This is a genomic window from Planomonospora corallina, assembly GCF_042650625.1.
Taxonomy (GTDB): domain Bacteria; phylum Actinomycetota; class Actinomycetes; order Streptosporangiales; family Streptosporangiaceae; genus Planomonospora_B; species Planomonospora_B corallina.
This window is the reverse complement of record NZ_JBHSBM010000077.1, coordinates 108,214-134,453: the sequence shown is the minus strand read 5'-3', so window position 1 is coordinate 134,453 and position 26,240 is coordinate 108,214. Positions and strand designations below refer to the sequence as shown.

Sequence of the window (26,240 nt, the reverse complement as noted above, 5' to 3'; positions counted from 1 at the left end):
GACCCGTCCCGCACCGGGAACGGCCGGACCACCGCGCCGCCGCCGTGGGACTCCCGCACGGCCCCGCAGCGGGCCCGCCCCGGCCCCGCGCCGAACCGGCGGCGCCCGGACGGCCGGGCGCACCGGGTCATTTGGCGTCGGCGTAGCAACGCACGACGGCGGTCTCCATCGGGAAGCGCACCGGGGTCGCGCCGAACAGCAGCCGGGTCGCCTCCTCGGCGGCCCGGCCGACCGCCGCGACGACCTGGTCCGCCAGCTCCCGCGGGCAGTGCACCATCACCTCGTCGTGCTGGAAGAACACCAGCCGGGCCAGGCCGGGCAGCAGCCCGCGCAGCACGGCCATCAGGGCGAGCGCCCACTCGGCCGCGGTCGCCTGGACCACGAAGTTGCGGGTGAACCGGCCCCGGTCGCGGGCGGCGCGGCCGCCCTCGGGACCGGAGACCAGCTCCCGCCAGCGGGCCGAGGGCGGCGGGCAGGTGCGGCCCAGCCAGGAGCGGACCAGCCGGCCCTCCTCCCCCGCGCGCGCGGCGTCCTCCACGAACCGGTAGGCGTCGGGGAAGCGCCGGCGCATCACGGCCAGCAGCTTGGGGGCGTCCCCGCTGGTCCCGCCGTACATCGCCGAGAGCATGGCGATCTTGGCGTGGTCCCGGTCGCCGCCGAAGGCCCGGGCCATCGCCTGGTAGAGGTCGATCTGGCCGGCCGCCCGGGCCAGGGCGCGGTCGCCCGCCATCGCGGCCAGCACCCGGGGCTCGAGCTGGGCGGCGTCGGCCACGACCAGCGTCCAGTCCTCGTCGGCCACCACGACCCTGCGCATGGTCTTGTGGATCTGGAGCGCGCCGCCGCCGCTGGTCGCCCACCGGCCGGTGACCACCCCTCCCACGACGTACTCGGGGCGGAAGCGGTCGTCGCGGACCCACTGGTCGGCCCAGGCCCAGCCGTGGAAGCTGTGGAAGCGGGCCAGCTCCTTGTAGGCGAGCAGGGGCGCGATGCCGGGGTGGTCCACCTTCTTCAGCTCGTGCGCCCGGGCCGAGGAGACCGGCGTGCCCGCGGCCTTGAGCGCCTTGAGGATCTGCTGCTGGGAGTCGGGGTTGAACGCCGTGCCGAACGCGGCCGCCACCTCGTCGGCCAGGGCCTGCAGCCGGGCCGGGCGCATGCCGTGCGCCGGGCGCGGGCCGAGCATCTCGGCCAGCAGCGTGTCGTGCAGATCGCGCCGCCAGGGCATGCCGTCGTGGCCCATCTCCGCGGCGATCAGCGCTCCCGCCGACTCTGCCGCGACCAGCAGCCGGAACCGGTGCGGGTCGGCCGTCGCCTCGATCCTCCGGAGCTGGTCGGCGTGGACCTCCGCCACCAGGCCGGCGTCCGGCGGGGGCGGCTCGTCGCCGAAGAGCGCGGGCTGCCGCGCTCCGGCCCACCGGTGCTCGCCCCGGTGCTCCCCGTGCTGCTCGCCGTGGTCCTCGGGCACCGGCAGGCCGTGCAGCCGGGCGTGGGCCGCCCGGGCCGACCTCGGCTCGCCGTGGCGCCCCTCGTAGCCCAGCAGCAGGCCCTCGGTCAGCGCGAGGTCGTGGCAGCGGGAGACCCGCACACCATGTTCCAGCAGCGCCGGGTAGACCTCCCGCGTGTCGGCCCAGACCCAGCGCGGCCGCCCGACGCCCCGCGCCGCACCGTGCCCACCCGGCACGCCGTCCGGCCCCGCGCCGTGCCCGCCGGGACCCTGCGACTCCAGCTCCCGCACGGCCCGGGCCAGGTCGAGCACGGCCACGCCCGGCCGCCCCTCCTCGAGGAGGAGACCACCGCCGCCGGGCCCCGGCGCGACCACTACGTTCACCCGGCCAGCCTGCCACGCCCGGCCGACATTTCCGATCAGGTGAGCGGGATGACGACCTCGTCCTCGAGCGGAGGTTCGATCTCCTGGGGCAGGCAGCCGGTGGCGGCGAAGCAGCGGATCCGCAGGGCCTGCGGCGTCACCGAGACGTGCAGGAAGCTCTTGAAGAACGGCGGGGTGTCCCAGTCGGACAGCTCCGACAGATAGCGGTGGAAGACCTTGCCCACCGGCAGCCGGAGCGGCAGCGGCCAGGAGCCGAGGAGCCGCGCCGCCCAGCGCATCCGCCGGGTGATCCGCACCCCTCCGGACGGCGGCCTCGGCGGGGTGTTGCCGATCCGCTCGGACATGATGCACACGGCCTCGTCCGGGGTGAGGTAGAGCCAGCGCATGCGCAGCCGCTCGCTGTAGAGCTTGCTGTAGAACGACAGCGAGTCGCCGCGGAGCGGGTAGCACCGGTAGTCGTCCTCGTGCACGCCGCCGACCGTGATCCGGGGGATGGTGTGGGTGGCGTGCGTGAACGCCCCGGAGCCGCCCGCCACGACGTACTGGATCGTCCGCTCTCCCACCCGGACCGGGAAGCGCTGGTAGTTGTGCACGTCCCCGCCGATGGCGGCGACGTAGTTGTGCCGGGGGTCGGTCACGATGTCGTCGACCGTGCCGCCGCCCTCCAGCGCCGACGGCTTGTACTCGTTGCGGACGTAGATGGGCTTTCCGGTGACCAGCACCTTGGGGCGGGGGTCGAGCGAGACCTCCCGGAGCCAGTCCGCCTGCTCTCGGTCGATCATTCCGGTGATGCCGGTGTCCACGCCCACGATGAGCAGGCCCGGGGCCTCCATCACCCAGTACGGCCCCGGCTGGGCCGCCTGCTGCTCCGGCAGCGACCGGCGCTCGCGGGCCCCGGCCAGCCGGGCCTCGTCGATCTTCTCCGGGCGGCGCCAGAGCAGCCCGCGCAGCCCGGCCGGGGAGAACCGGAAGCCCTCGGCGCGGTCCCTCAGCGCCGGGGCGTCGCAGAAGACCCGCATGAAGCCGCCGAGCCCGTCGTACCAGTCGTGGTTGCCGGGGATCGCGTAGATGGGCGCCCGGTAGTCCTGGTAGGGGCGGAAGAACTTGTCCTCGTACTCGTTGCCGGATCCGGTGGGGTAGACCACGTCGCTGGCGATGATCGCGAAGTCCGTGTCCTCGCCGATCCGGAGCAGGCCGGGCACGACGGCGTACTGCGAGGCGTCGCCCTCACCGGTGTCGCCCAGGAGCAGGAAGGAGAACTCCTCCCCCACCTCCAGCGGGATCCGGAAGGACGGGTCGGCGCCGCGCTCCCGCTGCGCCGCCGTCCAGCGCGCCCGCACCTGCCCCGACGGGTCGCCGAAGAGCGCGGCGAGGACCTCGTTGCGCGACCTCCAGAGCGTCCGCGGATTCAGCCAGGAGAACGAGCGCGCGTGCGGCGGTCTCAGCCGGTCGAACGCGCCGATCTCGACGCAGTCCCAGCCCGCGCCCTCCTCCGAGACCCGCGAGGAGACCTCGCGCCCGCGCTCCGCCGCCCGCTTCACGTCGACCATGGTCATATTCTGGTCGCGATCATGAGCGGGTGCGCCCGTTCGGGAAAGCCCGTCACTCCGGGGAGAGCTCCGTCCGGGATGAAACCCGCCGTTCCGGGGGAACGGCCGGCCGGGATGGCGGTCGATCAGGGAAGCCGGCCGATCCGGAAGTCGTCGAAGTAGAGGCGGGTGTCCGTCTCCTCCCCGTGCTGCTTGCTGACGGCGAGCCCGAAGGCGGGCTTGCCCTTCGCACCCGCCGCGTCCCCGTCCACGACCGCGGCCACCTGTTCCTCGTCCACCCACAGGCCCACCCGGACCCGGTCGCCGTCCCGTTCGCACTCGACGCGCAGCACCGCCCCGGACTTCCTGAACTCCGGCACGAGGACGTCGGCCGTCAGGTCCACCTGGTCCTCGCCGGCGGACTTGTGGATGCGCGCGCGCCCGTCGGGACGGACCTCCGCGACGTAGTAGAACGGGTGCTCCTCGTCGGGCGAGTAGTCGCAGTAGACCCCGCCCCACGCGGTGGACGGCGCTCCGGCGGCGAAATCGGTCTTGACGCTGACGAGCGCGTGCTCGGGGGGCTCCGCGTTGACCGGCGCCCTGCCCTTCCGGGAACTCGACCCGAAGTCGGTCGCGATCGTGTAGCGCCCGTCCCCGGTGTAGCCGTGCACGGTGTCGACGGCGGTGCCGCTGTCCTTCCACCAGCCGGACCCGTCGCTGCCGAAGTCGTCCCGGTACAGCACGTCGGTGATCTCCGGCGGCCCCTGCGGCAGCATCCCGGGGACGAGCAGCACGGCCGCCAGCAGCGCCGCGGCCGCCACCCCGCCCACCAGGTACGGCCGGCGCGGGAGCCTGAACCGCGCCCCGGATGCCCGCCCGGCGGCCCCGTGCCCGGCCGGCCCCGGTGCGGCGCCCGCCTGGACGGTCGGCCCGAACAGTTTGGACAGGTCGAGCCGGACCGTGCCCGCCACCCGGGCGGTGTCCCGGGCCTCCTCCCGCCCGACCAGCCCGGACAGCAGTTCCTTGGCCGTCGGCCGGGCCGCGGGGTCCTTGTCCAGCGCCGCCCCGACCAGGCCGCGCAGCTCCGCGTCGAGGGCGCTCAGGTCCGGGGTGTCGTGGACCACCCGGTAGAGCGCCTCCGGCACGGTCCGGGAGGCGAACGGCGAGGAGCCGGTGGCCGCGGCGGCCACCACGCAGCCCCAGGCGAAGACGTCGGCGGGCGGGCCCGCCTTCGCGTCGGAGACCAGCTCCGGCGCCATGTACTCGGGGGTGCCGAGGATCGTGCCCGTGACGGTCTGCCCCTTCCCGGCGTCCAGGGCGCGGGCGATACCGAAGTCGATCACCCGCGGGCCGAGCGGGGAGAGCAGCACATTGGCGGGTTTGAGGTCGCGGTGGACCACGCCCGCGTCGTGGATCGCGGTGAGGGCGGCCGCCACCCCGACCGCCAGCGCCTCCAGATTGGACCCGGTCAGCGGGCCCTGCTCACGGAGCAGGCGGGCGAGGTCGGGCCCGGCGACGTACTCGGTGACCACCCAGAGCGGCTCGCCCTCCAGCCGGGCGTCCAGCACCGGGGCGGTGCAGAACCGGCTGACCCGGCGCGCGGCGGCCACCTCGCTCCGGAACCGTGCCACGAACTCCGGGTTCGCGGCCAGGTGCCGGTTGATCACCTTGATCGCCACCGGTCCCGACGGGCCCTCGGCGAGGTAGACCGTGCCCATGCCGCCGCTGCCGAGCCGGCCGGCGATGCGGTAGGGGCCTAGCCCGGCCGGGTCGGAGGGCTCCAGGGCGAGCACGGGAGGAAGTCCGTATGCCGTCACAGCGGACGATCCTAGATCGAATGGATCATCCCATAACGAAAAGCACGACATAGCGTGATCGATTCGACACCACACCACCCCTCGGAGACCCTCCCGACCAGGGCGGAGATCCACCGGCCCACCCCCGGGAACCCGGCGGCCCGCTCTGGAATATAGTTCTGTCCGTGTACGCGCACTGGGAGACCGTCCCCACACGGTGGAAGGACAACGACGTCTACGGCCACATGAACAACGCCGTCCACTACTCGCTGATGGACACGGTGATCAACACCTGGCTGATCAGGACGGCGGGCCTCGACATCCACGAGGGCGGGGCCATCGGCCTGTGCGTGGAGTCGCACTGCGTCTACAGGTCCTCGATCTCCTTCCCGGAGCCCGTCCGCGCCGGGCTCCGGATCGGGAAGCTGGGCCGCTCCAGCGTCCGCTACGAGCTCGGCCTGTTCCGCGAGGACGGTGAGACCGTCGTGGCGGAGGGGCACTTCGTCCACGTCTTCGTGGACCGGGAGACCCGCAGGCCCACCGAGATCCCCGCGCCGCTCCGCGCCGCGATGGAGAAACTGGTGATCACCGAGTCGGGGGCCCCGGCCTGAGGCCGGGCTCCCCACGCTGGAGGCAACTGATGAGCACGACCACCCGAGCAGCCGTCCTCGTCGAGTCCGGCCGCCCCGCCCCGTACGCCTCCTCGCGCCCGCTCGAGGTCGTGCCGCTCACGGTCGACCCGCCCGGCCCCGGCGAGCTGCTGGTCCGGGTCCGCGCGGCCGGACTGTGCCACTCCGACCTGTCGGTGGTCAACGGCTCCCGGCTCCGGCCGCTCCCGATGGCCCTGGGCCACGAGGCCGCGGGCGAGGTGGTCGAGGCCGGCGAGGGCACCGAGTTCGCCCCCGGCGACCACGTCGTGCTGGCCTTCGTCCCCGCCTGCGGGCACTGCCCGCGCTGCGTGGCGGGCCGGCCCGCGCTCTGCGAGCCGGGCGCCGCGGCCAACGGGAGCGGCACCCTGCTCGGCGGCGGCCTGCGCTTCACCGCGGCCGACGGCACCCGGCCCTGGCACCACCTGGGCGTCTCGGCCTTCTCGGAGTACACCGTGGTCTCGGCCCGCTCCGCGGTCAAGATCGACCCCGAGCTGCCCCTGGAGGTCGCGGCCCTGTTCGGCTGCGCCGTGCTGACCGGCGCGGGGGCCGCGTTCCACAGCGCCCGGGTCGCCCCCGGCGACAGCGTCGCGGTCTTCGGCCTGGGCGGGGTGGGGCTGGCCGCGCTGCTCGCGGCCCGGGCCGCCGGAGCCTCCACCCTGGTCGCGGTGGACGTCGTGGAGTCCAAGCGGGACCTGGCGGCGAAGCTCGGCGCGACCCACACCGTCGCGGGCGGCCCGGACGCCGTCGAGGCGGTCCGGGAGATCACCGGCGGCGGGGCGGAGAAGGTCGTCGACACCACCGGGGTGGTGCCCGTCCTGGAGCAGGCCTACCGGGCCACCGCACGGGGCGGCACGACGGTCACCGTCGGCCTGCCCGACCCCTCCCGCGAACTCACCCTGCCCGCGCTCAGCCTGGTCGCCGAGGAGCGCACGCTCCGCGGCAGCTACCTCGGCTCGTGCGTGCCGCGCCGGGACGTGCCGCGTTTCATCGACATGTACCGGGCCGGGACCCTCCCGGTCGACGCGCTGCTGTCGCACCGTCTTACGCTGGACGAGGTGAACGAGGGCTTCGACCGGCTGCACTCCGGCGAGGCCGTCCGCCAGGTGATCGTCATGTGAGAGGAAGGGAGGGGGCCGGTGCAGACGTTCCTCCCCTACCCCGACTTCGACGCCACGGCAGGCGTCCTCGACCCGCTCCGGCTGGGCAAGCAGCGGGTCGAGACCCTGCAGGTCCTGCGCGCGCTGACCGTGCCCGGGTACGGCTGGCGCAACCATCCCGCGGTGAAGATGTGGGCCGGCTACGAGGAGGCCCTGGTCCGGTACGGCCTGCAGATCTGCGGGCACTGGTGCTCCATGGGCCGGGCCGACACCTGCTCGGCCACGATGGCGGGAGAGCTGGCCGAGCGCTGCGGCGTCGCGCTCCCCCGCTCCCAGCCGGAGCTGGCGGCGGCCGGGGAGCTGCCGCCCTGGCTGGGCGACCCGGCCTTCCACCTCAGCCACCGCTCGTCCCTGCTGCGCAAGGCCCCGCAGTTCTACCGCCCGGTCTTCGGGGACGAGCCGGACGACCTGCCGTACGTCTGGCCCGCCTCCGACCGTCCTCGCTCGCTCCCGCCGCCCGGCTGACGGGCCGCCCCTCGCACGTCCCGCCGGGCTCCACCTGCGCGCCATGACATCCACTTTCACCTGTTTTCACACGTTTTAACAGCTCGGGCCCCGGCCTCCGCCCGGCCGGTTGACATGGCCGCTGATCGGCTTCTAGGTTTCGGACGACCGGAAGGCCGCATCCGGCACATCCGGCTATCTGACACGTCCGGCGCAGGGGGCCCCGGCCGTTCCCGCTCCACCCCAGGAGAATGCATGTCCCTTCTCCCATGACCCGCCTGCGCGCGGGGCGGCGGCACCAAGATGGTGCTCGAGAACAGCTACTTCGACAAGGTCAAGGACCCCTACTACCGGGACGGCACCGCCCAGCTCCGCCAGTCCGGCAGCGTCGTGGTGAACTCCACCGGGCAGCGGGAGACCGGCGGATCGGCGTTCGACCCGCGCTCGTTCTACTCCTACACGCTCGACCCGGCCGCCGGCGTCCCCGCGCTGCTGCGCGCCCACGCCGGCCCGCAGGCCGACATCGGCCTGTAGGACGCACGGCCCTCCCCGCCGGACCCACCCGCCGGGGAGGCCGGCACTCCGGGGACCGGCGGACCCTGGAGATCAACCCAAGGGGAACCGGTCCGGGGGGATCAGTCCGAGGGGATCAGCACGCCCGGGTTGAGCACCCCCTCCGGGTCCAGTCGCTCCTTGATCCCGCGCAGGATCTCCACGCCCAGCTCGCCGATCTCCGCGGCGTAGGCGTCCAGGTGGTCGCGGCCGACGCCGTGGTGGTGGGAGATCGTGCCGCCCGCCGCGACGATCGCCTCGCTCGCCGCGTGCTTGGCGGCCTCCCACTGGGCGAGCGGGTCGCCGCTCTGCGCGGTGACGACCGTGAAGTACAGCGAGGCGCCCGTGGCGTACACGTGGGAGATGTGGCACATCACCAGCGGTGAGCCGAGCGCGCCGTGCAGCGCCAGCCGTACCGCGTCGTAGAGCCGGGGCAGGCCGGACCAGAAGGCCGCCGTCTCCAGGGTCTCCACCGTGGCCCCGGCGGCGAGCAGGGAGTCGCGCAGGTAGGGCGCCGAGTAGCGGCCGTGCGCCCAGGACTCGCCGGGTTCGGCGCCCAGGGGCGTGCCGCCGAGCCCGGCCAGCACCTCGGCGGTCCGCTCGCGCCGGAGCCGCGTCTCCTCCTCGGCGCCCTCGTAGCCGGTGACCACCAGGCAGCCCCCGCCGGACGCCGAGGCGCCGATCGCGCCCGGCTTGGCCAGGCCGACCATCGTCTCGGTCTCGTCGGACAGGCGGAGCACCGTGGGCGGCGGCCCGTCCTGGGCCAGGCGGCGCAGCGCGGCGACGCCCTCGGCGAAGGAGGCGAAGCGCCAGCCCTCGTACAGGCGCACCCGCGGGGCCGGCCGCACCCGCAGGCGCAGGGAGGTGATGACGCCGAAGGCCCCCTCCGAGCCGAGGATCACCTGGCGCAGGTCCGGCCCCGCCGCGGACTTGGGGGCGCGGCCCAGCTCCAGGGTGCCGCGCGGGGTGGCCACGGTCATGCCGACGACCAGGTCGTCGAAGCGGCCGTACCCGGCGGAGGCCTGGCCGCTGGAGCGGGCCGCGGCGAAGCCCCCCAGCGTGGCGTACTCGAACGACTGCGGGAAGTGGCCCAGCGTGAGCCCGTGCCGGGCCAGCAGCTCCTCGGCCTGCGGCCCGCGCAGGCCCGGCTCCAGCTCCGCGACCATCGACTCGGGGTCCACCGCGACCAGCCGGTTCAGCCGGGCCAGGTCGAGGGCGACGAGCCCGGCGTAGCGCTCCATGACCCCGCCGTCCGCGGTCAGGCCGCCGACGACGGAGGTGCCCCCGCCGAACGGGACCACCGCGACCCTCCGGGCGGCGCAGACCCGCAGCAGCTCCACCACCTCGTCGTGCGAGCCGGGCAGCAGCACGGCGTCGGGCGCGCCGGAGACGTCGCCGGCGCGCAGGCGCATCAGGTCCGGCGTGGACCTGCCCCGGGCGTGGCGGATGCGCGTCTCGTCGTCGGCGCGCACGTGCTCGGGACCGATGACGGCGCGCAGCTCGTCCAGGACCGCCGGCGGCAGGGCCGGGGCGGGCGGGCGGATCTCGGCCAGATCCGCCGCGGGGGTCTCGGGCGCGCGCACGCCCAGCAGGTCCTCCAGCAGCTTGCGGACCGGTCCGGGCAGGTCGGAGGCCTTGGCGGGGTCGCCCCAGCCGGACCAGAGCATCGGGTGCGCGTCGATCGTCGGAGTTTCCACCTCTACACTGTGACATATGACGTCCAACCGTCACAATGAGGGTTCCGTTCCGGGCAGGGGCTCCACCGACGCGCTCCTCGACGCGGCCCGCGAGGTCGTGCTCGCCGTCGGGGTGCGCCGCACCACGCTCACCGACGTGGCACGCCGGGCGGGGCTGTCCCGGATGACCGTCTACCGCCACTGGCCCGACGTGCGGAGCCTGGTCGCCGATCTGATGACCCGCGAATGGGTGGCGGTCGCCGGGCGCTTCGCCTCCGACGACCCGGTCACCGCCGCCGTCGGAGCGGTCCGGGCACTACGCGGGCACCCGCTCTGGCGCAAGATCGTCGAAGTGGATCCGGAGCTGCTCCTGCCGTACCTGCTGGACCGCCGGGGCTCCAGCCACGACGCCATGCTCGCCCTCGCCGAGTCGGCGATCGTCCGGGGCCAGGCCGCCGGCACCGTACGGCCCGGCGAGGCGCGGCCGATGGCCCGGGCCGTGCTGCTGACGGCCCAGTCGTTCCTGCTCTCCGGCGCCACCATGCTCGACCCCGCCGCCCCGGACGCCCCGTCCGGACCCGCCGATCCGCCCGCCCTGCCCGGACCGGCCGATCCGCCCGCCCCGTCCGGACCGGCGGTCCCGGCCCGTCCCGTCACCGAGGACGCGCTGGACGCCGAACTCACCACGCTCCTGGAGAGGTACCTGTCGCCGTGAACTCCTCCCTCAACGCCGCCCGCCGCGCCCGCGAGCTCGCCGAGCTGGCCGGCGGCCGGACCGTCGACCTGCTGGTGGTCGGGCTGGGCGCCACCGGCGCGGGCGTGGCGCTCGACGCCGCCTCCCGCGGCCTCTCGGTCGCCGCGGTCGACGCCTTCGACCTGGCCTTCGGCACCTCCCGGTGGAGCTCCAAGATGGTCCACGGCGGCCTGCGCTACCTGGCCAGAGGGCAGGTCGGGGTGGCGCACGAGAGCGCGGTGGAGCGCGGTGTCCTGCTCACCCGCACCGCCCCGCACCTGGTGCGGGCCCAGCCGTACCTCCTCCCGCTGACGCCGGAGGTCTCCCGGCTCCAGGCGGCCACGGTGATGGCCGGCTACCGGCTCGGTGACGGGCTGCGCGCCACCGCCCGCACACCGCGCCGCCTGCTGCCCGGCCCGTCGCGGATCCCCGCCGCCCGGGCCCGCGAGCTGGCCGCCCCGCTGCGGGCGGACGGCCTGCGCGGGGCGCTGCTCTCCTGGGACGGGCGGCTGGTCGACGACGCCCGGCTGGTGGTGGCGCTGGCCAGGACCGCCGCCGCGCACGGAGCCCGTGTCCTGACCCGCTGCCGGGCCCTGGAACTGGACGGCCGCGAGGCCCGGGTCCGCGACGAGCTGACCGGGCAGACCTTCACGGTCCGGGCGCGGGCGGTGGTCAACGCCACCGGCGTCTGGGCCTCCGGGCTCGACCCGGACATCCGGCTGTGCCCCTCGCGCGGCACCCACCTGGTGCTCCGCCCCGAGACCCTGCCGGGTCTGCGGACCGGCCTGCACGTGCCGATCCCGGGAACGGTCAACCGCTTCGCGCTGGTGCTGCCCCAGCCGGACGGCCGGGTCTACGTCGGGCTGACCGACGAGCCGGTGGAGGGCCCGCTCCCCGACGTGCCGCAGGCTCCGGAGGAGGACGTGGCCCTTCTGCTGGAACTGCTCAACTCCGTGCTGGAGACGGCGCTCCGGCGCGAGGACGTGGCCGGGGCCTTCGCCGGGCTCCGGCCGCTGCTGGCCGCGGGCGGGCACACCGCCGACCTGTCGCGCAGGCACGCGCTGCTCACCTCCCCGAACGGAGTGATCACCGTCGTGGGCGGCAAGCTCACCACCTACCGGCGGATGGCGCAGGACGCGGTCGACCTGGCGGTGCGCTCGCGCGGCCTGGCCGCGGGGCCGGGCCGTACGGCCCGGCTGCCGCTCGTCGGGCACCTGCCCGCGGGCGCCGCCGCGCGGGACCGGCTGACGGAGCGGTACGGGAGCGAGGCGGGAGCCGTGCGGGCCCTGATCGCGCACGATCCCGCGCTGGCCGAGCCGCTGCCCACCGGGATCACCCTCGCCGAGCTGGTCTGGGCGGTCCGGCACGAGGGGGCGCTGGACGCCGGCGACCTGCTGGACCGGCGGACCCGGATCGGGCTGGTGCCCCGGGACCGTGAGGCGGCGCTGCCCGCGGCGCGGACCGCGCTGGCGTACCCGGACGGTCCCGCCTCCACGTGACGGACGGCCCTCGGTGGCGCGGAGCCCGCGCGATATGGAACGCGCGGAGCCCGCGCGGCACAGGACGGGCAGCCTCCGCGTGCTGCGGACCGGATGGAGCCCGCACGGTGCGGAACGGGCGGGAGCCCCGCGCGTGCGGGCCCGAGCATCGGAAAACCCCATCGCATACCCTCGGAACCGTTAGGTTAGTCTTACCTAAGCCTGGATAGGGTGAGTGTGTGAGCGGAGGAAGGGCGCAGGCATGACGGCGAAGGGATGCGCGCATCCCGCGGGGTGTCACGACGGAACGCTGCCGGTCCACGCGAGCGCGACGGTCGGCGCCCGCTTCTGGCTGCTCATCGAGCACCCCGGTCCGTGGGCCTCGCACCTGGAGGACTGCAGACTCCCCGAGGACGTGCACACCCTCGTCAAGCGGGCCACACAGCTCGGTGTCCGCCCCCAGCTCATCCGCCGTCCCGGGCGCCGCACGCCGGTCTCCGGGCCCGGCATCCACGTCATGGTCGCCGACGCGCACGGGCCCGAGCCGTGGCTCGCCGAGAGCATTCTCACAGACCCGGACGATCTTGACCTTGACGCGCTGGTGGCCGGAGTGCTCCCCAAGTCCTGCATACTGGTGAGTGAGCCGGTTTTCCTGGTCTGCACGCACGCCAGGCGCAACGCCTGCTGCGCCCGCCTCGGCCTGCCTCTGGCCCGTTCACTGGCCGAGGTTTGGCCGGACAGAACCTGGGAAACATCACATGTTGGCGGCGATCGCTACGCCGCCAATCTCGTATGCTTGCCACACGGCCTCTACTACGGCAGCATGTCTCAGGCTGCTGCGATCGCAGCGGCGAACGCGTACCGGTCCGGCGAGGTCGTCCTCGACCGTTTCCGGGGACGCGCAGGCATCCCTGAGCCACTGCAAGCTGCCGAGCATTTCGTCCGTGCCCACACGGGAGAGCTCTCGGTCGGCGGAGTGGCCGTGGAGTCCTCCAGGTCGGACGGCGACGCCACCGAGGCCATCGTGCGCGGTGGTGGCGTTCGTTTTCGGGTGGTGGTTGAACCCATGACGCTCACGGCGCCATGCGGTACGGCTTGCGCCGACACGATCACCACCTATCGGCTGGTCGTGCTGGACAGGGTCGCACCTGTGCGGTACGCCACGCCCGCGCTGACCTGATCGGGGAACATCGCGGCCTATCCAGGCGTTGGCTCCAAGGATGTCAAAAGCGTCCAATGTGGCAGTAACCCGAAATTCTTCTCACTAGAAGGTGGTTTTCTCATGTCTCAGGTACGTCGGCAGACCGCCCGTCCTCGGCCCAGCTGGGGCTGGCAGGATGACGCCGCGTGCCGGGGCGAGGACCTCGTGCTCTTCTTCGGTCCCGATGGTGAACGTCAGCCCGAGCGTGACATCCGCGAGCGCAAGGCCAAGGCCATCTGCGCCCAGTGCCCCGTCCGCGCCGAGTGCCTTGACTACGCGCTGTCCCGCCCGGAGAAGTACGGCACCTGGGGCGGCCTGAACGAGGACGAGCGCGCCTCCGAGCGTCGTCGTCGTATGCGCCGCGCCGCCAGCGCCGGCATCAGCGCCGTCGCCTGAACACCTCCACCCGGCTTCCCCCGAACGTGTGATCTCGCCCGTTCCCCGCGAGATCACACGTCGCCGCCCGCGGGCTCCCTGCCGAGCAGCCTGAGGACGTCCCCGTCGTCGAGCTGGTCGAATCTCCGGTACCACTGCCCCACCGCGTGGAATCGCGCCGGCGTGGCGAGGAGCACCACCTCGTCCGCCTCCTCTCGCAGGGCGTCCGCGGTGTCCGGCGCCCCCACCGGGACCGCGAGCACCAGCCGGCCCGGCCCCCTCTCCCGGACGGCCCGGAGCGCGGCCCGCGCGGTGACCCCGGTGGCGAGCCCGTCGTCCACCACGATCACGTCCCGGCCCGCCGTATCGGGCGGCCTGCGGCCCCCCCGGTAGACCGCGACCCGCCGGGCCAGCTCGGCCCGCTCCCGCTCGACGACGTGGGCCACGCTCTCCTCGGTCAGCCTGGTGCGCCGGAGCATGCCCGGGTCGAAGACCGGTTCCCCGCCCTCGGCGACGGCGCCCACCCCGAGCTCCGGGTATCCCGGACAGCCGATCTTCCGGCTGACCAGCACGTCGAGCGCACCCTCCAGCCGCCGCGCGACCGGAATCGCCACCGGTACGCCCCCGCGCGGCAGGGCGAGCACGACGGGAGCGCGCAGCCCGAGCCCGGACAGCCGCGCGGCCAGCAGGGCTCCCGCCTCCGCCCTGTCGTCGAAGGGCAGGCGCACCTCCGGACCGCCGTACGCGGACGCACGCCTCCCCGGCCCGGCGACCGGGGAGACCCTGCCAAACCTCACATAACCGTTATACCCCTATGTCAAGGGCACTTTCGCCCTAATATCTCTACATCAGGGGCGATTCCGCCCTGATCTGCGCATCTCCTTGTGGATGATCTTCCATTTGCTCTGCAGCTCCTTGCGGAGCCGCGCGTCGGTCCGGGAGGCCATCCAGGCGGCCTCCCGCTGGAGCTTCTGCCAGCTGGCCAGCCGCCGCTCGGGGAGCGTCCCGTCCTCGATCGCGGCGAGGACGGCGCAACCGGGCTCGCCACCGTGACCGCAGTCGGCGAACCTGCAGTCCGCGGCGAGCTCCTCGATGTCGGCGAAGACCGCGTCCACGCCCTCGCGCATGTCGTACAGGCCGATGCGCCGGATGCCGGGCGTGTCGATGACGAGCCCGCCGCCGGCCAGCGGGATGAGCTCGCGGTGCACGGTGGTGTGCCGGCCCCGGCCGTCGTGCGCGCGCACCTGCTGGGTCTCCATCACCGTCTCCCCCGCCAGGGCGTTGACCAGCGTGGACTTGCCCGCGCCCGAGGCACCCAGCACCACGGCGGTGCGGGAGCCCGCGAGGTGGCCGCGGACGATCTCCACGCCCTCCCCGGTGACGGAGCAGACCGCGTGCACCTCCACCCCGGGCGCGGCCGAGGCGACCTCCCGCAGCAGGAAGTCGAGGCCGTCCCCGATCAGGTCGGACTTGGTGACCAGGACCACCGGCAGGGCGCCGCTCTCCCAGGCGAGGGCGAGCAGCCGCTCGACCCTCCCCAGGTCGGCGGTGTCGGTGGCGTGCAGGGCGGGCTCGGCGACGAACACGACGTCGACGTTGGCGGCCAGCACCTGGCCGCGGGAGTCTCCGGACAGGCCGCCCCTCGAGGTCCGGGCCACGCCGCCCCGGACGAAGGCGGTACGGCGCGGCAGGAGCGCCTCCAGCTCGAAGCGGCCCTCGGGAAGGCGGCGGAGCGTGGCCCAGTCCCCCACGCAGGGCAGGGCGACCGGATCGTCGGCGGCGGCCCGGCGCAGGCGGGCGCCGTAGTGGGCGGTCAGGTGACCGCCGGCGCAGAGCACCTCGGCGGCGCCGCGGTCGACGCGGGCCACCCGGGCGGGGATCGTACCGGCGGGGAGCTCGGCGGCGAGGGAGTCGTTCCAGCCGAGTGCGGAGAGATCGTAGGAACCAGACGTAACTGGTGAGGACAACGTGGACACACCCTTTTGTGAGGCTTGAAGCCGGGTGTCCCGTGTCGGAGATCGGTTAGTCGGACACCCGGAGGCTGACGGACGGCATGGTCGTCAGAAAGACCCGCATAGTCCTCACCTCCCGATGTCGTGGCCGCCCGGTGTCAGGGCGGCGGAACCGGACCAACTATAACGCAGGACCGGCCCGCGATCACAAGCGGTTAAACGTGCACGGAGCGGCGTCGCCGGTCGCCGGGACGCCACCGCGGGGCCGGTCGCCGCCGCGGCCGGACGGCGGCCGCGCGCGGTCGGCCCGGCCGACGCCGCGGGGGACGGCGCGTGCCCGCGCCGTCCCCCGCGGGTGTGTCCTGCTTACAGGCCGGGGGCCGGGAAGTGCGAGGTCAGCTCGCGCACCTCGGCGTGCACGCGGGTGATGACGTGCTTGGCCTCGTCCTCGTCCTTGGCCAGGGCGGTGACGACCTGGTCGATCCAGGCGCCGATCTGCCGCATCTCGGCCACGCCCATGCCCCGGCTGGTCACGCCGGCGGTGCCCAGGCGGATGCCCGAGGGGTCGAACGGCTTGCGCGGGTCGAACGGCACGGTGTTGTAGTTGGTCTCCAGGCCCGCCTTGTCCAGCGCCTGGGCGGCGGGCTTGCCGCCGACGCCCTTGGGGGTCAGGTCCATCAGGATGAGGTGGTTGTCGGTGCCGCCGGAGACCAGGTCGAAGCCGCGGGCCAGCAGCTCCTCGGCCAGCGCCCGGGCGTTCATCACGACCTGGCGGGCGTAGTCCTTGAACCCGTCGGTCGCGGCCTCCTTGAGCGCCACCGCGATGGCCGCGGTGGTGTGGTTGTGCGGGCCGCCCTGCAGGCCGGGGAAGACGGCCTTGTTCAGCGCGGTGGCGTGCTCGTCGGAGGTGGCCATCAGCATGGCGCCGCGCGGGCCGCGCAGCGTCTTGTGGGTGGTGGTGGAGATGACGTCGGCGTGCCCGACCGGCGACGGGTGGGCGCCGCCGGCGACCAGGCCGGCGATGTGCGCGATGTCCGCGGCGAGGACGGCGCCGACCTCGCGGGCGATCTCGGCGAAGGCCGGGAAGTCGATCGTGCGGGGGATCGCGGTGCCGCCGCAGAAGATCAGCTTGGGACGCTCGCGGAGGGCGATCTCCCGGACCTCGTCCATGTCCACGCGGCCGGTGTCCTGGCGCACGCCGTACCGGACCGGGTTGAACCACTTGCCGGTGGCCGAGACCGACCAGCCGTGGGTGAGGTGGCCGCCGAACGGCAGGCCCATGCCCATCACCGTGTCGCCGGGCTGCAGGAAGGCCATGTAGATCGCGAGGTTCGCCGGGGAGCCGGAGTAGGGCTGGACGTTGGCGTGGTTCACGCCGAACAGCGACTTGGCCCGCTCGATGGCGAGGGTCTCGATCTGGTCGATGACCTGCTGGCCCTCGTAGTAGCGCTTGCCGGGGTAGCCCTCGGAGTACTTGTTCGTCAGGACGGTGCCGGTGGCCTCCAGCACGGCCTTGGAGACGTAGTTCTCCGAGGCGATCAGTTTGACCGTGTCGGTCTGCCGGCGCTCCTCCGCCTTGATCAGTTCGGCGATCTGCGGATCGACGCTGGAAAGAGAACTACTCACGGCGCCTTCACTCCCCTGTCATCGTTGACGAGTGCGGAGACCCAGGCGCGCGGCCTCCGCCGTTCCGCTCCCCGGTGGTTCGTCCACCCAATGCGCCAGTCGCGCTCAAACGATATCGGACCGGCCCGCGCGGCCGGTGCGCCCGTTGCCGTCGACGGGCCAGAGCCGGTCCACCTCGGCGTTGAGTATGGCGCCGATGAGCACGGCCAGGGCTGTGATGTAGAGCCACAGCAGCACCGCGATCGGGGAGGCCAGGGAGCCGTAGATGGAGACCGGGGTGAACCAGTCGGCGAGTACGGCGCGCAGCACCGCGGCGCAGGCGATCCAGACGATGATCGCGAGCACCGCCCCGGGCATCTCCCGCCACCAGCGGGTGCGCACCGGCACGCTGACGTGGTAGAGCAGCGTGAGGAAGCAGATCGAGCCGAGGACGACCACCGGCCAGTAGAGCGCGTCCACCAGCCCGCCGTAGCGGGGCGGCAGCGCGCCGCGCAGCGCCTCCGGGCCGAGCACGAGGACCGGCATGACGAGCAGCCCGCTCAGCAGGCCGGCGAGGTAGAGCCCGAAGGACATCAACCGGGTGCGGATGATGCCGCGCTCCTCCCCGAGCCCGTAGGCCAGCGCGATGAGGTCCACGTAGACGTAGAGCGCCCGCGAGCCCGACCAGAGGGCGAGCACGAAGCCCAGCGAGATCAGCGGAACCCGGTTCTCGGGCCTGAGCACGTCGGAGACGAGGGGGGTGACGACGGTGTCCACGGCGCTGTCGGTGAACAGCAGGTGGGCCTGCTGGTCGATCCAGGCGGTGACGTCCTGCACCGTCTCCGGGCCGAACACCTTCGTGAGCTGTCCGACCACGCCGATCAGGCCCAGCACGAACGGCGGCAGCGACAGCAGCGCGAAGAAGGCCGCCTCCCCCGCCAGGCCGGTGACCCGGTAGTTCACGCCTGCGTTCGTGGTGGCCAGGGCCAGCGACCAGACGCCGGTGCCCCGCACCCAGGTGAGCCCCGCCCGCAGCTTCGCACTGTGCCGGCGCAGGCGGGAGTGGCCCCGGGGCGGGCGTTTCCTCGGTCCGGGCTTCCGCGCCGAGGCACCGGTGGACGTCATGGAACCCAACGTATTCCCTCCGGTGCCGGTGCCACGAGTCCGGCCGCCGGTCGGCCGCCCGCGCGACCTGCGGCGGAGTCCGGTGAGATGTCCCACACCCGTCCCCCGGGCCTCCCCGGCACGGACCGGGGCGCCGCGCACAATGGAGACATGGTCTGCGATGCGTGCAAGAACCGCCGCCACGAGGAGTGCCGGGGCGGGACGTGGTGCGACTGCCAGCACAAGCCCGCCGTGGAGCCCAGGGAGTCGCCGCTGGACTGGCCGCGCCAGGGCTGAGCCCCGGCCGGGTCGCGCCGTGCGCGGGGCCCGCCGGGGGCCGCGCCGGTGGTCCGTCGGGCCGGGTGCGGGGGCCGGCCGGGTCGCGCCCGGCGGGACCCTCGCGTCCAGAGTGTGGACCTGATATTGGACATCTCGGGGCGCCGGGGTATCGTTCTGGACATGCCAGCGGACCCCATGCTCGTCGTGCGACGCCACGTCGACCTTCTGCGTGTCCGCAGCGCGATCTGTCGCACCGCCCGTTGACCGTCGCCCTTCGCTGATTCCAGCAGGTTCCAGCAGGCCCGGGCGCGCGACAGGCGTTCTCCTCCAAGAGCCATCAGACCCCCGCACTCGACGACGAGGCGGGAGGTGCCTGTGCGTGTCCGCACCGTTTCCCTTCGATCCGTAAGGACGCGCACATGACGACCCCGGCCCGTCCGGCCAACCGCCACCACAAGCGCCCGCGAGGCGAAGGTCAGTGGGCTCTCGGCTACCGTGAGCCGCTGAACAAGAACGAGGAGCTCAAGAAGAACGACGACGGGCTCAACGTCCGTCAGCGGATCATCGACGTCTACTCCAAGGGCGGCTTCGACTCCATCGACCCGGCCGACCTGCGGGGCCGGATGCGCTGGTACGGCCTCTACACCCAGCGCAAGCCCGGGATCGACGGCGGCAAGACCGCGGTCCTGGAGCCGGAGGAGCTCGACGACCGCTACTTCATGCTCCGCGTCCGCATCGACGGCGGCCGGCTCACCACCGAGCAGCTGCGCGTCATCGCCGAGATCTCCAACCTCTACGGCCGCGGCACCGCCGACGTCACCGACCGGCAGAACATCCAGCTCCACTGGATCGAGATCGAGTCCGTGCCCGACATCTGGGCGCGGCTGGAGGCCGTGGGCCTGTCCACCACCGAGGCCTGCGGCGACACCCCGCGCGTCATCATCGGCTGTCCGCTGGCCGGCATCGACACCGACGAGGTCGTCGACGCCACCCCGCACATCCGCGAGATCTACGACTCCTTCATCGGCAACCCGGACTTCTCCAACCTGCCGCGCAAGTTCAAGACCTCGGTGAGCGGCTGCCCCGCGCACTGCGCCGTGCACGAGATCAACGACGTGTCCTTCGTCGGCGTCGTCGACGAGCGGGGCGAGCAGGGCTTCGACCTGTGGGTGGGCGGCGGCCTGTCCACCAACCCGATGCTCGCCAAGCGGCTCGGCGTCTTCGTCGCCCCCGAGCGGGTCTCCGAAGTCTACGCCGGCGTGATCGGCATCTTCCGCGACTACGGCTACCGCCGCCTGCGCCACCGGGCGCGGCTGAAGTTCCTGGTCGGTGACTGGGGCGTCGAGAAGTTCCGTGAGGTCCTCGAGAAGGAGTACCTCGGCTACGCGCTGCCCGACGGCCCCGCCCCCGAGCAGCCCCGCGGCGGGCGCCGCGACCACGTGGGCGTCTTCCCGCAGAAGGACGGCAACTTCTACGTCGGCTTCGCGCCCAGGGTCGGCCGCCTCGACGGCGACAAGCTCCACCTGATCGCCGACCTCGCCGAGCGGCACGGCTCCCGCCGGGTCCACACCACGGTCGAGCAGAAGATGGTCGTCCTCGACGTCGCCCCCGACCAGGTGGACAGCCTCGTGGCCGAACTGGAGGCCAACGACCTGCAGGTCAACCCCTCCACCTTCCGCCGCCAGACGATGGCCTGCACCGGCATCGAGTTCTGCAAGCTGGCGATCGTCGACACCAAGAACACCGCCTCCACCCTGATCGACGAGCTGGAGACCCGGCTGCCGGACTTCCGCGAGCCGCTGACCATCAACGTCAACGGCTGCCCGAACTCCTGCGCACGCATCCAGACCGCCGACATCGGCCTCAAGGGCCAGCTCGTCGTGAACGACGCCGGCGAGCAGGTCGAGGGCTTCCAGATCCACCTGGGCGGCTCGCTGGGCGTCAACGCGGGCTTCGGCCGCAAGGTCCGCGGCCTGAAGACCACCGCTGCGGAGCTGCCCGACTACGTCGAGCGGGTGCTGCGCAACTTCGACAAGCAGAAGAACGAGGGCGAGACCTTCACCGAGTGGGTCCAGCGCGCCGACGAGGCGGACCTCAAGTGAGTGAGAGAGCGGTCCCCTTCCACTGCCCGTACTGCGGCGAGGAGGACCTGGAGCCCTACGAGGGCGACGGCGGCTGGTACTGCCGCTCGTGCGCCCGCGCTTTCAAGCTGAAGTTCCTGGGGATCGGAGTGCTCAAGTGACTCTCGTGGACGTCGAGATCGGATTACGCCAGCAGCGCGGCGTGCTCGACCTGCAGAACATCGTCGAGTCCGCGGCGCGGTTCCTGGAGGACGCCTCCGCCATCGAGATCATCCGCTGGGCGGCGGCGACCTTCGGCGACCAGCTCTGCCTGACCGCGTCGATGAGCGACGCGCTGATGATCGACCTGGTCAGCAAGGTCAAGCCCGGGGTGGACGTGCTGTTCATCGACACCGGTTACCACTTCGCCGAGACGATCGGGACCCGGGACGCGGTCCAGCAGGTGTACGACGTCAACGTGATCAACGTGCGTCCCTCCCGGACCGTGGCGGAGCAGGAGCGCGACCTGGGCCCGCGGCTGTTCGGCCGCAACCCCGACCTCTGCTGCTACCTGCGCAAGGTGGAGCCGCTCAACCGCGCGCTCGAGCCGTACCTCGCCTGGGTGTCCGGCATCCGGCGCGACGAGTCCCCCACCCGGGCCGGGACCAAGGTCGTGGAGTGGGACGCCAAGCGCCAGATGGTCAAGATCAACCCGATCGCCCGGTGGACGCAGGAGGACGTCGACAACTACATGGCCGACAACGGAGTGCTGATCAACCCGCTGCACTACGACGACTACCCCTCGATCGGCTGCGCCCCCTGCACCCGGCAGGTCGCGCCCGGCGAGGACCCGCGCAGCGGCCGCTGGGCCGGCATGGGCAAGACCGAGTGCGGCATCCACACGTGAGCCGCCCCGCCACCGGGGTCCGGCGCGGACCGGCGGGCCCGCCGGTCCCGCTGGTCGCCGTCGCGCACGGTTCCCGCGACCCGCGCGCCGCGGCGACGGTGGAGGAACTGCTGGAGGCGGTACGGCGGGCCCGCCCGGACCTGCCGGTGCGCTCCGCCTACCTCGACCACGCTCCGGTGACCCTCGCCGGAGCGCTGTCCGGGCTGGCCGAGGCGGCGGTGCTGCCGCTGCTGCTCACCGAGGCCTACCACAGCCGCGTCGACATCCCCGGCGCGCTGGCCGAGGTGACGGCCCGGCGCCCGCGGCTGCGGGTGCACCGGGGCTCGACGCTGGGCCCGCACCCGCTGCTGACCGCCGCCCTGGAGCGGCGGCTGGCCGAGGCGGGCGTGGCCGCGGGCGACCCGGAGACGGCCGTGGTGCTGGTCTCGGCGGGCTCCAGCGACCCCCGGGCCAACGCGACCGTCGCCCGGATCGCCCGTCTCTGGGCGCGGCGCGGCTGGTGGTCGGCGACCGCGGCCTACGCCTCGGCCGCCGCGCCGGCCCCCGAGGAGGAGGTCCGCCGGCTGCTGGCCGCCGGAGCCCCGCGGGTGGCCGTGGCCCCCTACCTGCTGGCCCCGGGCCTGTTCGCCGACCGGGTGCGCACCAGCACCCTCGCCGCGGGGGCGTGCGCCGTCGCGGACGTGCTGGGCGCGGCCCCCGAGGTCGCCGCCGTGCTGCTGGAGCGGTACGAGCAGGCCGTACAGGGCATGCGGGCCCCCGCCGCCACCGCCTGACGGCCGCCGGAGGACCATCCGGCGGCTGGAAGACCACCTGGCGGCCCGGGAAGGTCGCCGGAGGACCACCCGGCCGGTCCCGGGCGGGGTCCGGTCAGGGGGCCGCCGACGGTGCGGCGGGCGGGTTCGCGCAGTCGAGCACGACCACCTCCCCGGTGGCCGGGTCGACCTGCCGGGCGCCGTCCCTGCACTCGGGCCCGCCCATCCTCTCCACCACGAGGCGCCACCCGGCGTCGAAGCGCCCGCCTTCCGCCAGGCGTTCCTCGACGTCCTCCGTCCCGGTCATCTCCTCCGGGGCCGCCCGTCCGCCGGAGGTGTCCGCGGGCTTCAGCAGAGCGGCGGCCACGGTGTGCTCGATGGGGTGGTGGTCATCCGGCGGCGCCGTCCACCGGACCACGTAGTAGGGGTTCTCCATGACGTCGGTCCCCATCGGCACGCGCTCGCCGATCCCCTGACCGCAGGGCCCCGCCGTCACCAGGCGCCCGTCGATCCAGAGGGCGGCCTTGGCCACCGGCCCACTGCACCACAGGCTCACGCTGATCTGCGCTCCACCGGTCGGGACCGTGACCTCCTCGCGCGCACCGCCTGCGGTGAACCTCCTCTCCAGGAGCGTCTCCTTGGGGATCGGGTCGCCCAGGGGCGTGGCGACGACGCGGGGAGAGCCGTCCGGCCGGGACATGGCGCCGGTCCAGACGTCGTCGCCGGGGGCCGTGCCGGCGGGTCCGGCGGGCAGGGTGAGGGCGGCCGCGACGGCCAGGCCGAGTGCCGCCGCGCCGCCCGCCGCGCCGAGGCGGCGCCGCCGGATGCGGCGGACGCGCCGGTCGACGTCGGCCACGGTCACGCCCCCGCGGGGACCGCCGCCGCTGTCGGACTCCAGGAACTCGCGGAGGTCGGATTCGGTGATCGTCATGTCAGCTCCGAGGTGAGCGCGGCCCGGGCCGCGGGGTCGACGCGCAGCTTGGCCAGCGCCCTGGCGGCCTGACTGCGTACGGTGGCCACCGAACAGCCGAGGATCCCGGCGATCTCCGCGTCGGGCAGGTCGGCGAAGTAACGCAGCACCAGCACGGCCCGCTGCCTGCGGGGCAGCGCCGCGAGCACGGTGCGCACCTCGTCGCGGACCCCCAGCTCGGCGGCCGGGTCCCGGCCGGCCTCCTCGGGGAGGGTCTCGGTCGGGACCTCTCCCCTCCACTTCCGCCGCCACCAGGTGGCGTGCGTGTTGGCCAGGATCCGGTACACGTAGGGGTCGGGGTTCTCGCCGACCCTGCGCCAGGCGAACCACGCCTTGGCCAGCGCCGTCTGCAGCAGGTCCTCCGCCGTGCCCCAGTCGCGGCACAGCAGGTACGCGGTGCGCAGCAGACGGGCCGACCGCTGCTCGACATAGCGTTCGAAGTCGGCCCGGTCACGCATGCGGCAGTCCTTACTGTTCGGTGATGGTCACCGATCTCTACCGCCCGGACCCCGCGGGGCGTTGCACGCGCCGGGAGATCCGCTCCGGATACGTCAGCGCTCTGGTGTGCGGGGCGGTTCGAGAGGGATGCGTCAGCGCTCCGGCGGGCGGGGCGGTTCGAGAGGGATGCGTCAGCGCTCCGGCGGGCGGGGCGGCTCCGGAGGGAGCGGGGCCTGCGGCGGGGGCGGAGGCTGCGGGGGCCGCAGGGCCTGCTCGCCGTGCGCCCAGCCGTGCGCGCCGTGGCCGGAGTGCGCCTCCCAGTGCGGGGCGGGCGGCGGCAGCCGCCGGTACGGCTCGCCCGTCAGCTCCCCGCGCAGTTCGCGCCACTGCTCCCGCCAGGCGGCCCATGCCTTCTTGGTCCGCCCGGCCCTGGCGTCGCCGATCACCTTGACGTCGCCCATGAGGACGAACGCCTTGACCCGGATCAGCGGCACGTTCGCCCCGGGAGGCGCCTCGAGCACCTCGACCTTCTTGTCCCCCATGATCGCGACGCCCTCGAGCTCGACGTCCACGCCGTCCGGGACGATGATCTTCACGTCGCCCATGACCGCGGTGGCGGCGATGTCCACCACGCCGGTGCGGACCTCGGCCTCGCGCAGGTCGAGGACGACGTCGCCCATCACGGCCACCGCGCCGAGCTCTCCGTCGATGCGCCACTTGCCGCGCCGCTTGGAGTCGCCCATGACGGCCACGAACCAGCGCCGGGCCCGGCCGCCCCTGTGCTCCGGCGCGGGCGCGTAGGCGGGTGCGGGCGCCTGCCCGGCCGCCGGCAGGTCGGAGGTGATGACGTCCAGCTCGGCCCGGGTGACGGCGCTGTAGGCCGCCTCCGTGCGCTCGGTCAGCTCGCCGAGGGTCAGCCGCCCCTCGACGGAGGCGACCCGCAGCTGCTCGACGACGGCTTCCCGCTCGGCGTCGGATGCCCGAATTCCACCTGGTTCGCTCACGGGTCACAACATATCTCGACCGTCCCGGGCCGGTCTCCTCCTGCGGGAGGAGACCGGTCGTCCGCCGTCCGCCGTCCCCGGGACGGCACGGCCCAGGCCGCCGCCTTCCACCCGGTACGGCTCCGCCGGCGCGGGCCGCCGCCTTCCCGGTACGGCTCCGCCGGCGCCGGACCCGCCCCGCCTATGATTTCGAGGCATGTACGCAGAGCTGCTGGACGCGGTGGTCGAAAACGACGTCGAACGGGTGGAGATCCTGCTCGGGAAGGGCACACCCGCCGATCCGCCGGGCGAGGCGGACAGCACCGCCCTCTACCGGGCGGCGGTCGGCGGCAGGACCGCGATCGTGCGGGCGCTGCTGGCCGCCGGGGCCGACCCGGACCGGCTGAGCGGCGACGAGTCGGAAGGGCTGCCGCTCTGCGCGGCCGCGGCCTGGGGCCACACGGAGGCGGTCGAGGCGCTGCTGGCCGCCGGGGCCGACCCGGCCCGGCGCGAGAGCCACGGGTGGACCCCGGTGCTCTGGGCCGCGGCCAACGGCCACGCCGGCGCGCTCCGCGTGCTCCTGGACGCCGGAGCCGCCGCCGAGGACGTCCTGGAGGGCGGGACGACCGCCCTCACCCTGGCCGTCCGGCGCGGTGCACTGGGCGCCGTGCGGGCGCTGCTGGACGCCGGGGCGGATCCCGCCCGGCCGGACGGCGAGGGTGACACGCCGCTGGCGATCGCCTACGACTGGCTCGGCACGCACCTGGAGACCGCCCTGCTGGAGCAGGTCGCCGAACAGGCCCCCGAGGACGCGGAGTTCGTCGTGGAGCGCTCCCGCGCCGAGGACGGCACCGACCTGGTGACCGTCACGGCGGTGCGGCCCGGCGGCTCGGCCTCCGTGGTCGAGTGCCAGCGCGGCCACGCGGCCGTCGCGACCCTGCTGGAGGACGCGACCGGCGAGCGGCTGCCCTTCGAGGAGCTGGTCGAGCGGGCGCTGCCGTACCGGGACCTCGACGAGGAGGCCGAGACCTGGTGGACGATCGTGGAGTCGCTGCAGCGGCGCGGCGACCGGGAGACCTTCGACGAGGCCGTCCGGCTGTGCGCCGCCGAGGACCCGCGCCGGCGCGAGCTCGCCGTCGACCTGCTCTCCCAGTTCGGCTCCGCCGACGGTGAGCGGCCCTTCGCGGAGGAGAGCCTGCCGGTGCTGCGGCGGATGGCCGCCGCCGAGGGCGACGAGCGGGTGCTGCGCTCGGTGCTCGGCGCGCTCGGCCACCACGCCGACCCGCGCGCCCTGCCCGAGGTGCTGGAGATCATCAAGGCCGAGGGCTGGACCCGCACCGAGGCGGATCCGGCGGCGCTGGCGGCGGTCCTGCCCGCCGGGCACGCCGAGGGGCTGGCGCTGCTCGTCTCCATGACCACCGATCCCGATCCGGACGTGCGCGACTGGGCGACCATGGGCCTGGCCGGGCTGGAGGAGGACACTCCGCAGATCCGCGACGCGCTGGCCGCGCGCCTCGGCGACGAGGACCTGAGCACGGTGGCCGAGGCCGCGCGAGGACTGGCGCGGCGGGGCGATCCCCGGGGCCGGGCGGGGATCGAGCGGGTCCTGGCCGAGAGCGACGACGACTACGCCAGGGACATCGTCGCCGGTCTCTGACGGTCCCGGCGGCGCTCCATTACTCCTCAGTAACAGGACAAACAATCTCTATTGCGACATGCGACCATGTGCGGGAAATGTTGAGGTAGATGGAATCCCGGCGGGCGGGGGGGCCGG

General features: G+C 73.9%; 26 protein-coding genes and 1 riboswitch. Of the genes, 15 read left to right on the top strand and 11 right to left on the bottom strand.

Features of this window, described 5'->3' with window-relative positions; all coding sequences use genetic code 11:
* Positions 1 to 127: 127 nt before the first annotated feature.
* The 3 genes from ACFOWE_RS33440 to ACFOWE_RS33430 all read right to left on the bottom strand — a co-directional run bounded on the left by ACFOWE_RS33440 (position 128) and on the right by ACFOWE_RS33430 (position 5,171).
* Positions 128 to 1,825: a bifunctional 3'-5' exonuclease/DNA polymerase gene (locus tag ACFOWE_RS33440; RefSeq protein ID WP_377295011.1), complete on the bottom strand. Its 1,698-nt coding sequence runs from the start codon at positions 1,823 to 1,825 to the stop codon at positions 128 to 130.
* Positions 1,826 to 1,860: 35 nt separating this feature from the next.
* On the bottom strand, positions 1,861 to 3,375 hold the full coding sequence (locus ACFOWE_RS33435) for a metallophosphoesterase family protein (protein WP_377295009.1): 1,515 nt from the start codon (positions 3,373 to 3,375) through the stop codon (positions 1,861 to 1,863).
* Positions 3,376 to 3,500: 125 nt separating this feature from the next.
* On the bottom strand, positions 3,501 to 5,171 hold the full coding sequence (locus ACFOWE_RS33430; RefSeq protein WP_377295007.1) for a serine/threonine-protein kinase: 1,671 nt from the start codon (positions 5,169 to 5,171) through the stop codon (positions 3,501 to 3,503).
* Positions 5,172 to 5,335: 164 nt separating this feature from the next.
* Between ACFOWE_RS33430 and ACFOWE_RS33425 the strand changes: the two genes are divergently transcribed.
* The 4 genes from ACFOWE_RS33425 to ACFOWE_RS33410 all read left to right on the top strand — a co-directional run bounded on the left by ACFOWE_RS33425 (position 5,336) and on the right by ACFOWE_RS33410 (position 7,935).
* On the top strand, positions 5,336 to 5,761 hold the full coding sequence (locus tag ACFOWE_RS33425) for an acyl-CoA thioesterase (RefSeq protein ID WP_377295005.1): 426 nt from the start codon (positions 5,336 to 5,338) through the stop codon (positions 5,759 to 5,761).
* A gap of 29 nt (positions 5,762 to 5,790) precedes the next feature.
* Positions 5,791 to 6,918 (top strand): zinc-dependent alcohol dehydrogenase family protein, encoded by a 1,128-nt coding sequence (locus ACFOWE_RS33420; RefSeq protein WP_377295003.1) that lies wholly within the window; start codon positions 5,791 to 5,793, stop codon positions 6,916 to 6,918.
* Positions 6,919 to 6,936: 18 nt separating this feature from the next.
* Entirely contained in the window at positions 6,937 to 7,422 is a 486-nt protein-coding gene (locus ACFOWE_RS33415) for an MSMEG_6728 family protein (RefSeq protein ID WP_377295001.1), read from the top strand.
* A gap of 282 nt (positions 7,423 to 7,704) precedes the next feature.
* Positions 7,705 to 7,935: a hypothetical protein gene (locus ACFOWE_RS33410; protein WP_377294999.1), complete on the top strand. Its 231-nt coding sequence runs from the start codon at positions 7,705 to 7,707 to the stop codon at positions 7,933 to 7,935.
* Between the two features lie 101 nt (positions 7,936 to 8,036).
* Here the strand turns inward: ACFOWE_RS33410 and ACFOWE_RS33405 are convergent, their stop codons facing one another.
* Positions 8,037 to 9,620 carry an FAD-binding oxidoreductase gene (locus ACFOWE_RS33405; protein ID WP_377295150.1) on the bottom strand — a complete coding sequence of 528 codons (1,584 nt, stop codon included), beginning with the start codon at positions 9,618 to 9,620 and terminating at the stop codon, positions 8,037 to 8,039.
* 46 nt (positions 9,621 to 9,666) lie between these two features.
* Here ACFOWE_RS33405 and ACFOWE_RS33400 point away from each other — a divergent pair, with 46 nt between their 5' ends.
* The 4 genes from ACFOWE_RS33400 (at position 9,667) to ACFOWE_RS33385 (ending at position 13,437) form a co-directional block, all read left to right on the top strand.
* On the top strand, positions 9,667 to 10,344 hold the full coding sequence (locus ACFOWE_RS33400) for a TetR family transcriptional regulator (RefSeq protein ID WP_377294997.1): 678 nt from the start codon (positions 9,667 to 9,669) through the stop codon (positions 10,342 to 10,344).
* Positions 10,341 to 11,861 (top strand): glycerol-3-phosphate dehydrogenase/oxidase, encoded by a 1,521-nt coding sequence (locus tag ACFOWE_RS33395; protein ID WP_377294995.1) that lies wholly within the window; start codon positions 10,341 to 10,343, stop codon positions 11,859 to 11,861. The genes ACFOWE_RS33400 and ACFOWE_RS33395 overlap by 4 nt, the downstream gene beginning before the upstream one ends.
* Positions 11,862 to 12,102: 241 nt before the next feature.
* Positions 12,103 to 13,020 (top strand): sucrase ferredoxin, encoded by a 918-nt coding sequence (locus ACFOWE_RS33390; protein ID WP_377294993.1) that lies wholly within the window; start codon positions 12,103 to 12,105, stop codon positions 13,018 to 13,020.
* Between the two features lie 102 nt (positions 13,021 to 13,122).
* On the top strand, positions 13,123 to 13,437 hold the full coding sequence (locus ACFOWE_RS33385; protein WP_012893126.1) for a WhiB family transcriptional regulator: 315 nt from the start codon (positions 13,123 to 13,125) through the stop codon (positions 13,435 to 13,437).
* 53 nt (positions 13,438 to 13,490) lie between these two features.
* Here the strand turns inward: ACFOWE_RS33385 and ACFOWE_RS33380 are convergent, their stop codons facing one another.
* The 4 genes from ACFOWE_RS33380 to ACFOWE_RS33365 form a co-directional block, all read right to left on the bottom strand.
* A complete protein-coding gene (locus tag ACFOWE_RS33380) occupies positions 13,491 to 14,213 on the bottom strand; it encodes a phosphoribosyltransferase (RefSeq protein ID WP_377294990.1) in 723 nt (240 codons plus the stop codon).
* 51 nt (positions 14,214 to 14,264) lie between these two features.
* A complete protein-coding gene (gene rsgA / locus ACFOWE_RS33375; protein ID WP_377294988.1) occupies positions 14,265 to 15,392 on the bottom strand; it encodes a ribosome small subunit-dependent GTPase A in 1,128 nt (375 codons plus the stop codon).
* A 342-nt stretch (positions 15,393 to 15,734) separates the two neighbouring features.
* Positions 15,735 to 16,994 carry a serine hydroxymethyltransferase gene (glyA, locus tag ACFOWE_RS33370; protein ID WP_377294986.1) on the bottom strand — a complete coding sequence of 420 codons (1,260 nt, stop codon included), beginning with the start codon at positions 16,992 to 16,994 and terminating at the stop codon, positions 15,735 to 15,737.
* A gap of 32 nt (positions 16,995 to 17,026) precedes the next feature.
* Positions 17,027 to 17,107: riboswitch (ZMP/ZTP riboswitch) on the bottom strand.
* Positions 17,100 to 18,098: a YihY/virulence factor BrkB family protein gene (locus tag ACFOWE_RS33365; RefSeq protein WP_377294984.1), complete on the bottom strand. Its 999-nt coding sequence runs from the start codon at positions 18,096 to 18,098 to the stop codon at positions 17,100 to 17,102. (Overlaps the previous riboswitch by 8 nt.)
* 150 nt (positions 18,099 to 18,248) lie before the next feature.
* Between ACFOWE_RS33365 and ACFOWE_RS33360 the strand changes: the two genes are divergently transcribed.
* The 6 genes from ACFOWE_RS33360 to ACFOWE_RS33335 all read left to right on the top strand — a co-directional run bounded on the left by ACFOWE_RS33360 (position 18,249) and on the right by ACFOWE_RS33335 (position 22,096).
* A complete protein-coding gene (locus tag ACFOWE_RS33360; protein ID WP_377294982.1) occupies positions 18,249 to 18,374 on the top strand; it encodes a hypothetical protein in 126 nt (41 codons plus the stop codon).
* Positions 18,375 to 18,536: 162 nt separating this feature from the next.
* Entirely contained in the window at positions 18,537 to 18,620 is an 84-nt protein-coding gene (locus ACFOWE_RS33355) for a putative leader peptide (protein WP_377295148.1), read from the top strand.
* A gap of 155 nt (positions 18,621 to 18,775) precedes the next feature.
* The gene (locus tag ACFOWE_RS33350) at positions 18,776 to 20,458 is read left to right on the top strand and encodes a nitrite/sulfite reductase (RefSeq protein ID WP_377294980.1); all 1,683 of its coding nucleotides are present in this window, start codon (positions 18,776 to 18,778) and stop codon (positions 20,456 to 20,458) included.
* Entirely contained in the window at positions 20,455 to 20,598 is a 144-nt protein-coding gene (locus ACFOWE_RS33345) for an Insertion element protein (RefSeq protein ID WP_344858013.1), read from the top strand. The genes ACFOWE_RS33350 and ACFOWE_RS33345 overlap by 4 nt, the downstream gene beginning before the upstream one ends.
* A 5-nt stretch (positions 20,599 to 20,603) precedes the next feature.
* Positions 20,604 to 21,323, top strand: a complete 720-nt coding sequence (locus ACFOWE_RS33340; protein ID WP_377295146.1) for a phosphoadenylyl-sulfate reductase — start codon at positions 20,604 to 20,606, stop codon at positions 21,321 to 21,323.
* Complete coding sequence (locus ACFOWE_RS33335) at positions 21,320 to 22,096, top strand: sirohydrochlorin chelatase (RefSeq protein WP_377294978.1); 777 nt, start codon at positions 21,320 to 21,322, stop codon at positions 22,094 to 22,096. Before ACFOWE_RS33340 ends, ACFOWE_RS33335 begins: the two co-directional genes overlap by 4 nt.
* Positions 22,097 to 22,190: 94 nt before the next feature.
* Here ACFOWE_RS33335 and ACFOWE_RS33330 read toward each other — a convergent pair whose 3' ends face one another.
* The 3 genes from ACFOWE_RS33330 to ACFOWE_RS33320 all read right to left on the bottom strand — a co-directional run bounded on the left by ACFOWE_RS33330 (position 22,191) and on the right by ACFOWE_RS33320 (position 24,487).
* Positions 22,191 to 23,006, bottom strand: coding sequence for a hypothetical protein (locus ACFOWE_RS33330; protein WP_377294976.1), 816 nt, complete (start codon positions 23,004 to 23,006; stop codon positions 22,191 to 22,193).
* A complete protein-coding gene (locus ACFOWE_RS33325) occupies positions 23,003 to 23,503 on the bottom strand; it encodes a SigE family RNA polymerase sigma factor (RefSeq protein WP_377294975.1) in 501 nt (166 codons plus the stop codon). The genes ACFOWE_RS33330 and ACFOWE_RS33325 overlap by 4 nt, the downstream gene beginning before the upstream one ends.
* A gap of 171 nt (positions 23,504 to 23,674) precedes the next feature.
* Positions 23,675 to 24,487 (bottom strand): DUF1707 SHOCT-like domain-containing protein, encoded by an 813-nt coding sequence (locus tag ACFOWE_RS33320; protein ID WP_377294974.1) that lies wholly within the window; start codon positions 24,485 to 24,487, stop codon positions 23,675 to 23,677.
* Positions 24,488 to 24,683: 196 nt separating this feature from the next.
* On the opposite strand from ACFOWE_RS33320, the gene ACFOWE_RS33315 reads away from it, so the two are divergent.
* Entirely contained in the window at positions 24,684 to 26,123 is a 1,440-nt protein-coding gene (locus ACFOWE_RS33315; RefSeq protein WP_377294972.1) for an ankyrin repeat domain-containing protein, read from the top strand.
* The last annotated feature ends 117 nt before the right edge of the window (positions 26,124 to 26,240 follow it).

What these genes read in the sequence shown, in the direction of transcription:
- ACFOWE_RS33435 (WP_377295009.1), bottom strand. Translation starts at nt 3,375, where the DNA reads ATGGTCGACGTGAAGCGGGCGGCGGAGCGCGGGCGCGAGGTCTCCTCG.
- ACFOWE_RS33420 (WP_377295003.1), top strand. Translation starts at nt 5,791, where the DNA reads ATGAGCACGACCACCCGAGCAGCCGTCCTCGTCGAGTCCGGCCGCCCC.
- ACFOWE_RS33410 (WP_377294999.1), top strand. Translation starts at nt 7,705, where the DNA reads ATGGTGCTCGAGAACAGCTACTTCGACAAGGTCAAGGACCCCTACTAC.
- ACFOWE_RS33405 (WP_377295150.1), bottom strand. Translation starts at nt 9,620, where the DNA reads ATGCTCTGGTCCGGCTGGGGCGACCCCGCCAAGGCCTCCGACCTGCCC.
- ACFOWE_RS33400 (WP_377294997.1), top strand. Translation starts at nt 9,667, where the DNA reads ATGACGTCCAACCGTCACAATGAGGGTTCCGTTCCGGGCAGGGGCTCC.
- ACFOWE_RS33390 (WP_377294993.1), top strand. Translation starts at nt 12,103, where the DNA reads ATGACGGCGAAGGGATGCGCGCATCCCGCGGGGTGTCACGACGGAACG.
- ACFOWE_RS33385 (WP_012893126.1), top strand. Translation starts at nt 13,123, where the DNA reads ATGTCTCAGGTACGTCGGCAGACCGCCCGTCCTCGGCCCAGCTGGGGC.
- ACFOWE_RS33365 (WP_377294984.1), bottom strand. Translation starts at nt 18,098, where the DNA reads ATGACGTCCACCGGTGCCTCGGCGCGGAAGCCCGGACCGAGGAAACGC.
- ACFOWE_RS33360 (WP_377294982.1), top strand. Translation starts at nt 18,249, where the DNA reads ATGGTCTGCGATGCGTGCAAGAACCGCCGCCACGAGGAGTGCCGGGGC.
- ACFOWE_RS33355 (WP_377295148.1), top strand. Translation starts at nt 18,537, where the DNA reads ATGCCAGCGGACCCCATGCTCGTCGTGCGACGCCACGTCGACCTTCTG.
- ACFOWE_RS33350 (WP_377294980.1), top strand. Translation starts at nt 18,776, where the DNA reads ATGACGACCCCGGCCCGTCCGGCCAACCGCCACCACAAGCGCCCGCGA.
- ACFOWE_RS33330 (WP_377294976.1), bottom strand. Translation starts at nt 23,006, where the DNA reads ATGACGATCACCGAATCCGACCTCCGCGAGTTCCTGGAGTCCGACAGC.
- ACFOWE_RS33325 (WP_377294975.1), bottom strand. Translation starts at nt 23,503, where the DNA reads ATGCGTGACCGGGCCGACTTCGAACGCTATGTCGAGCAGCGGTCGGCC.
- ACFOWE_RS33315 (WP_377294972.1), top strand. Translation starts at nt 24,684, where the DNA reads ATGTACGCAGAGCTGCTGGACGCGGTGGTCGAAAACGACGTCGAACGG.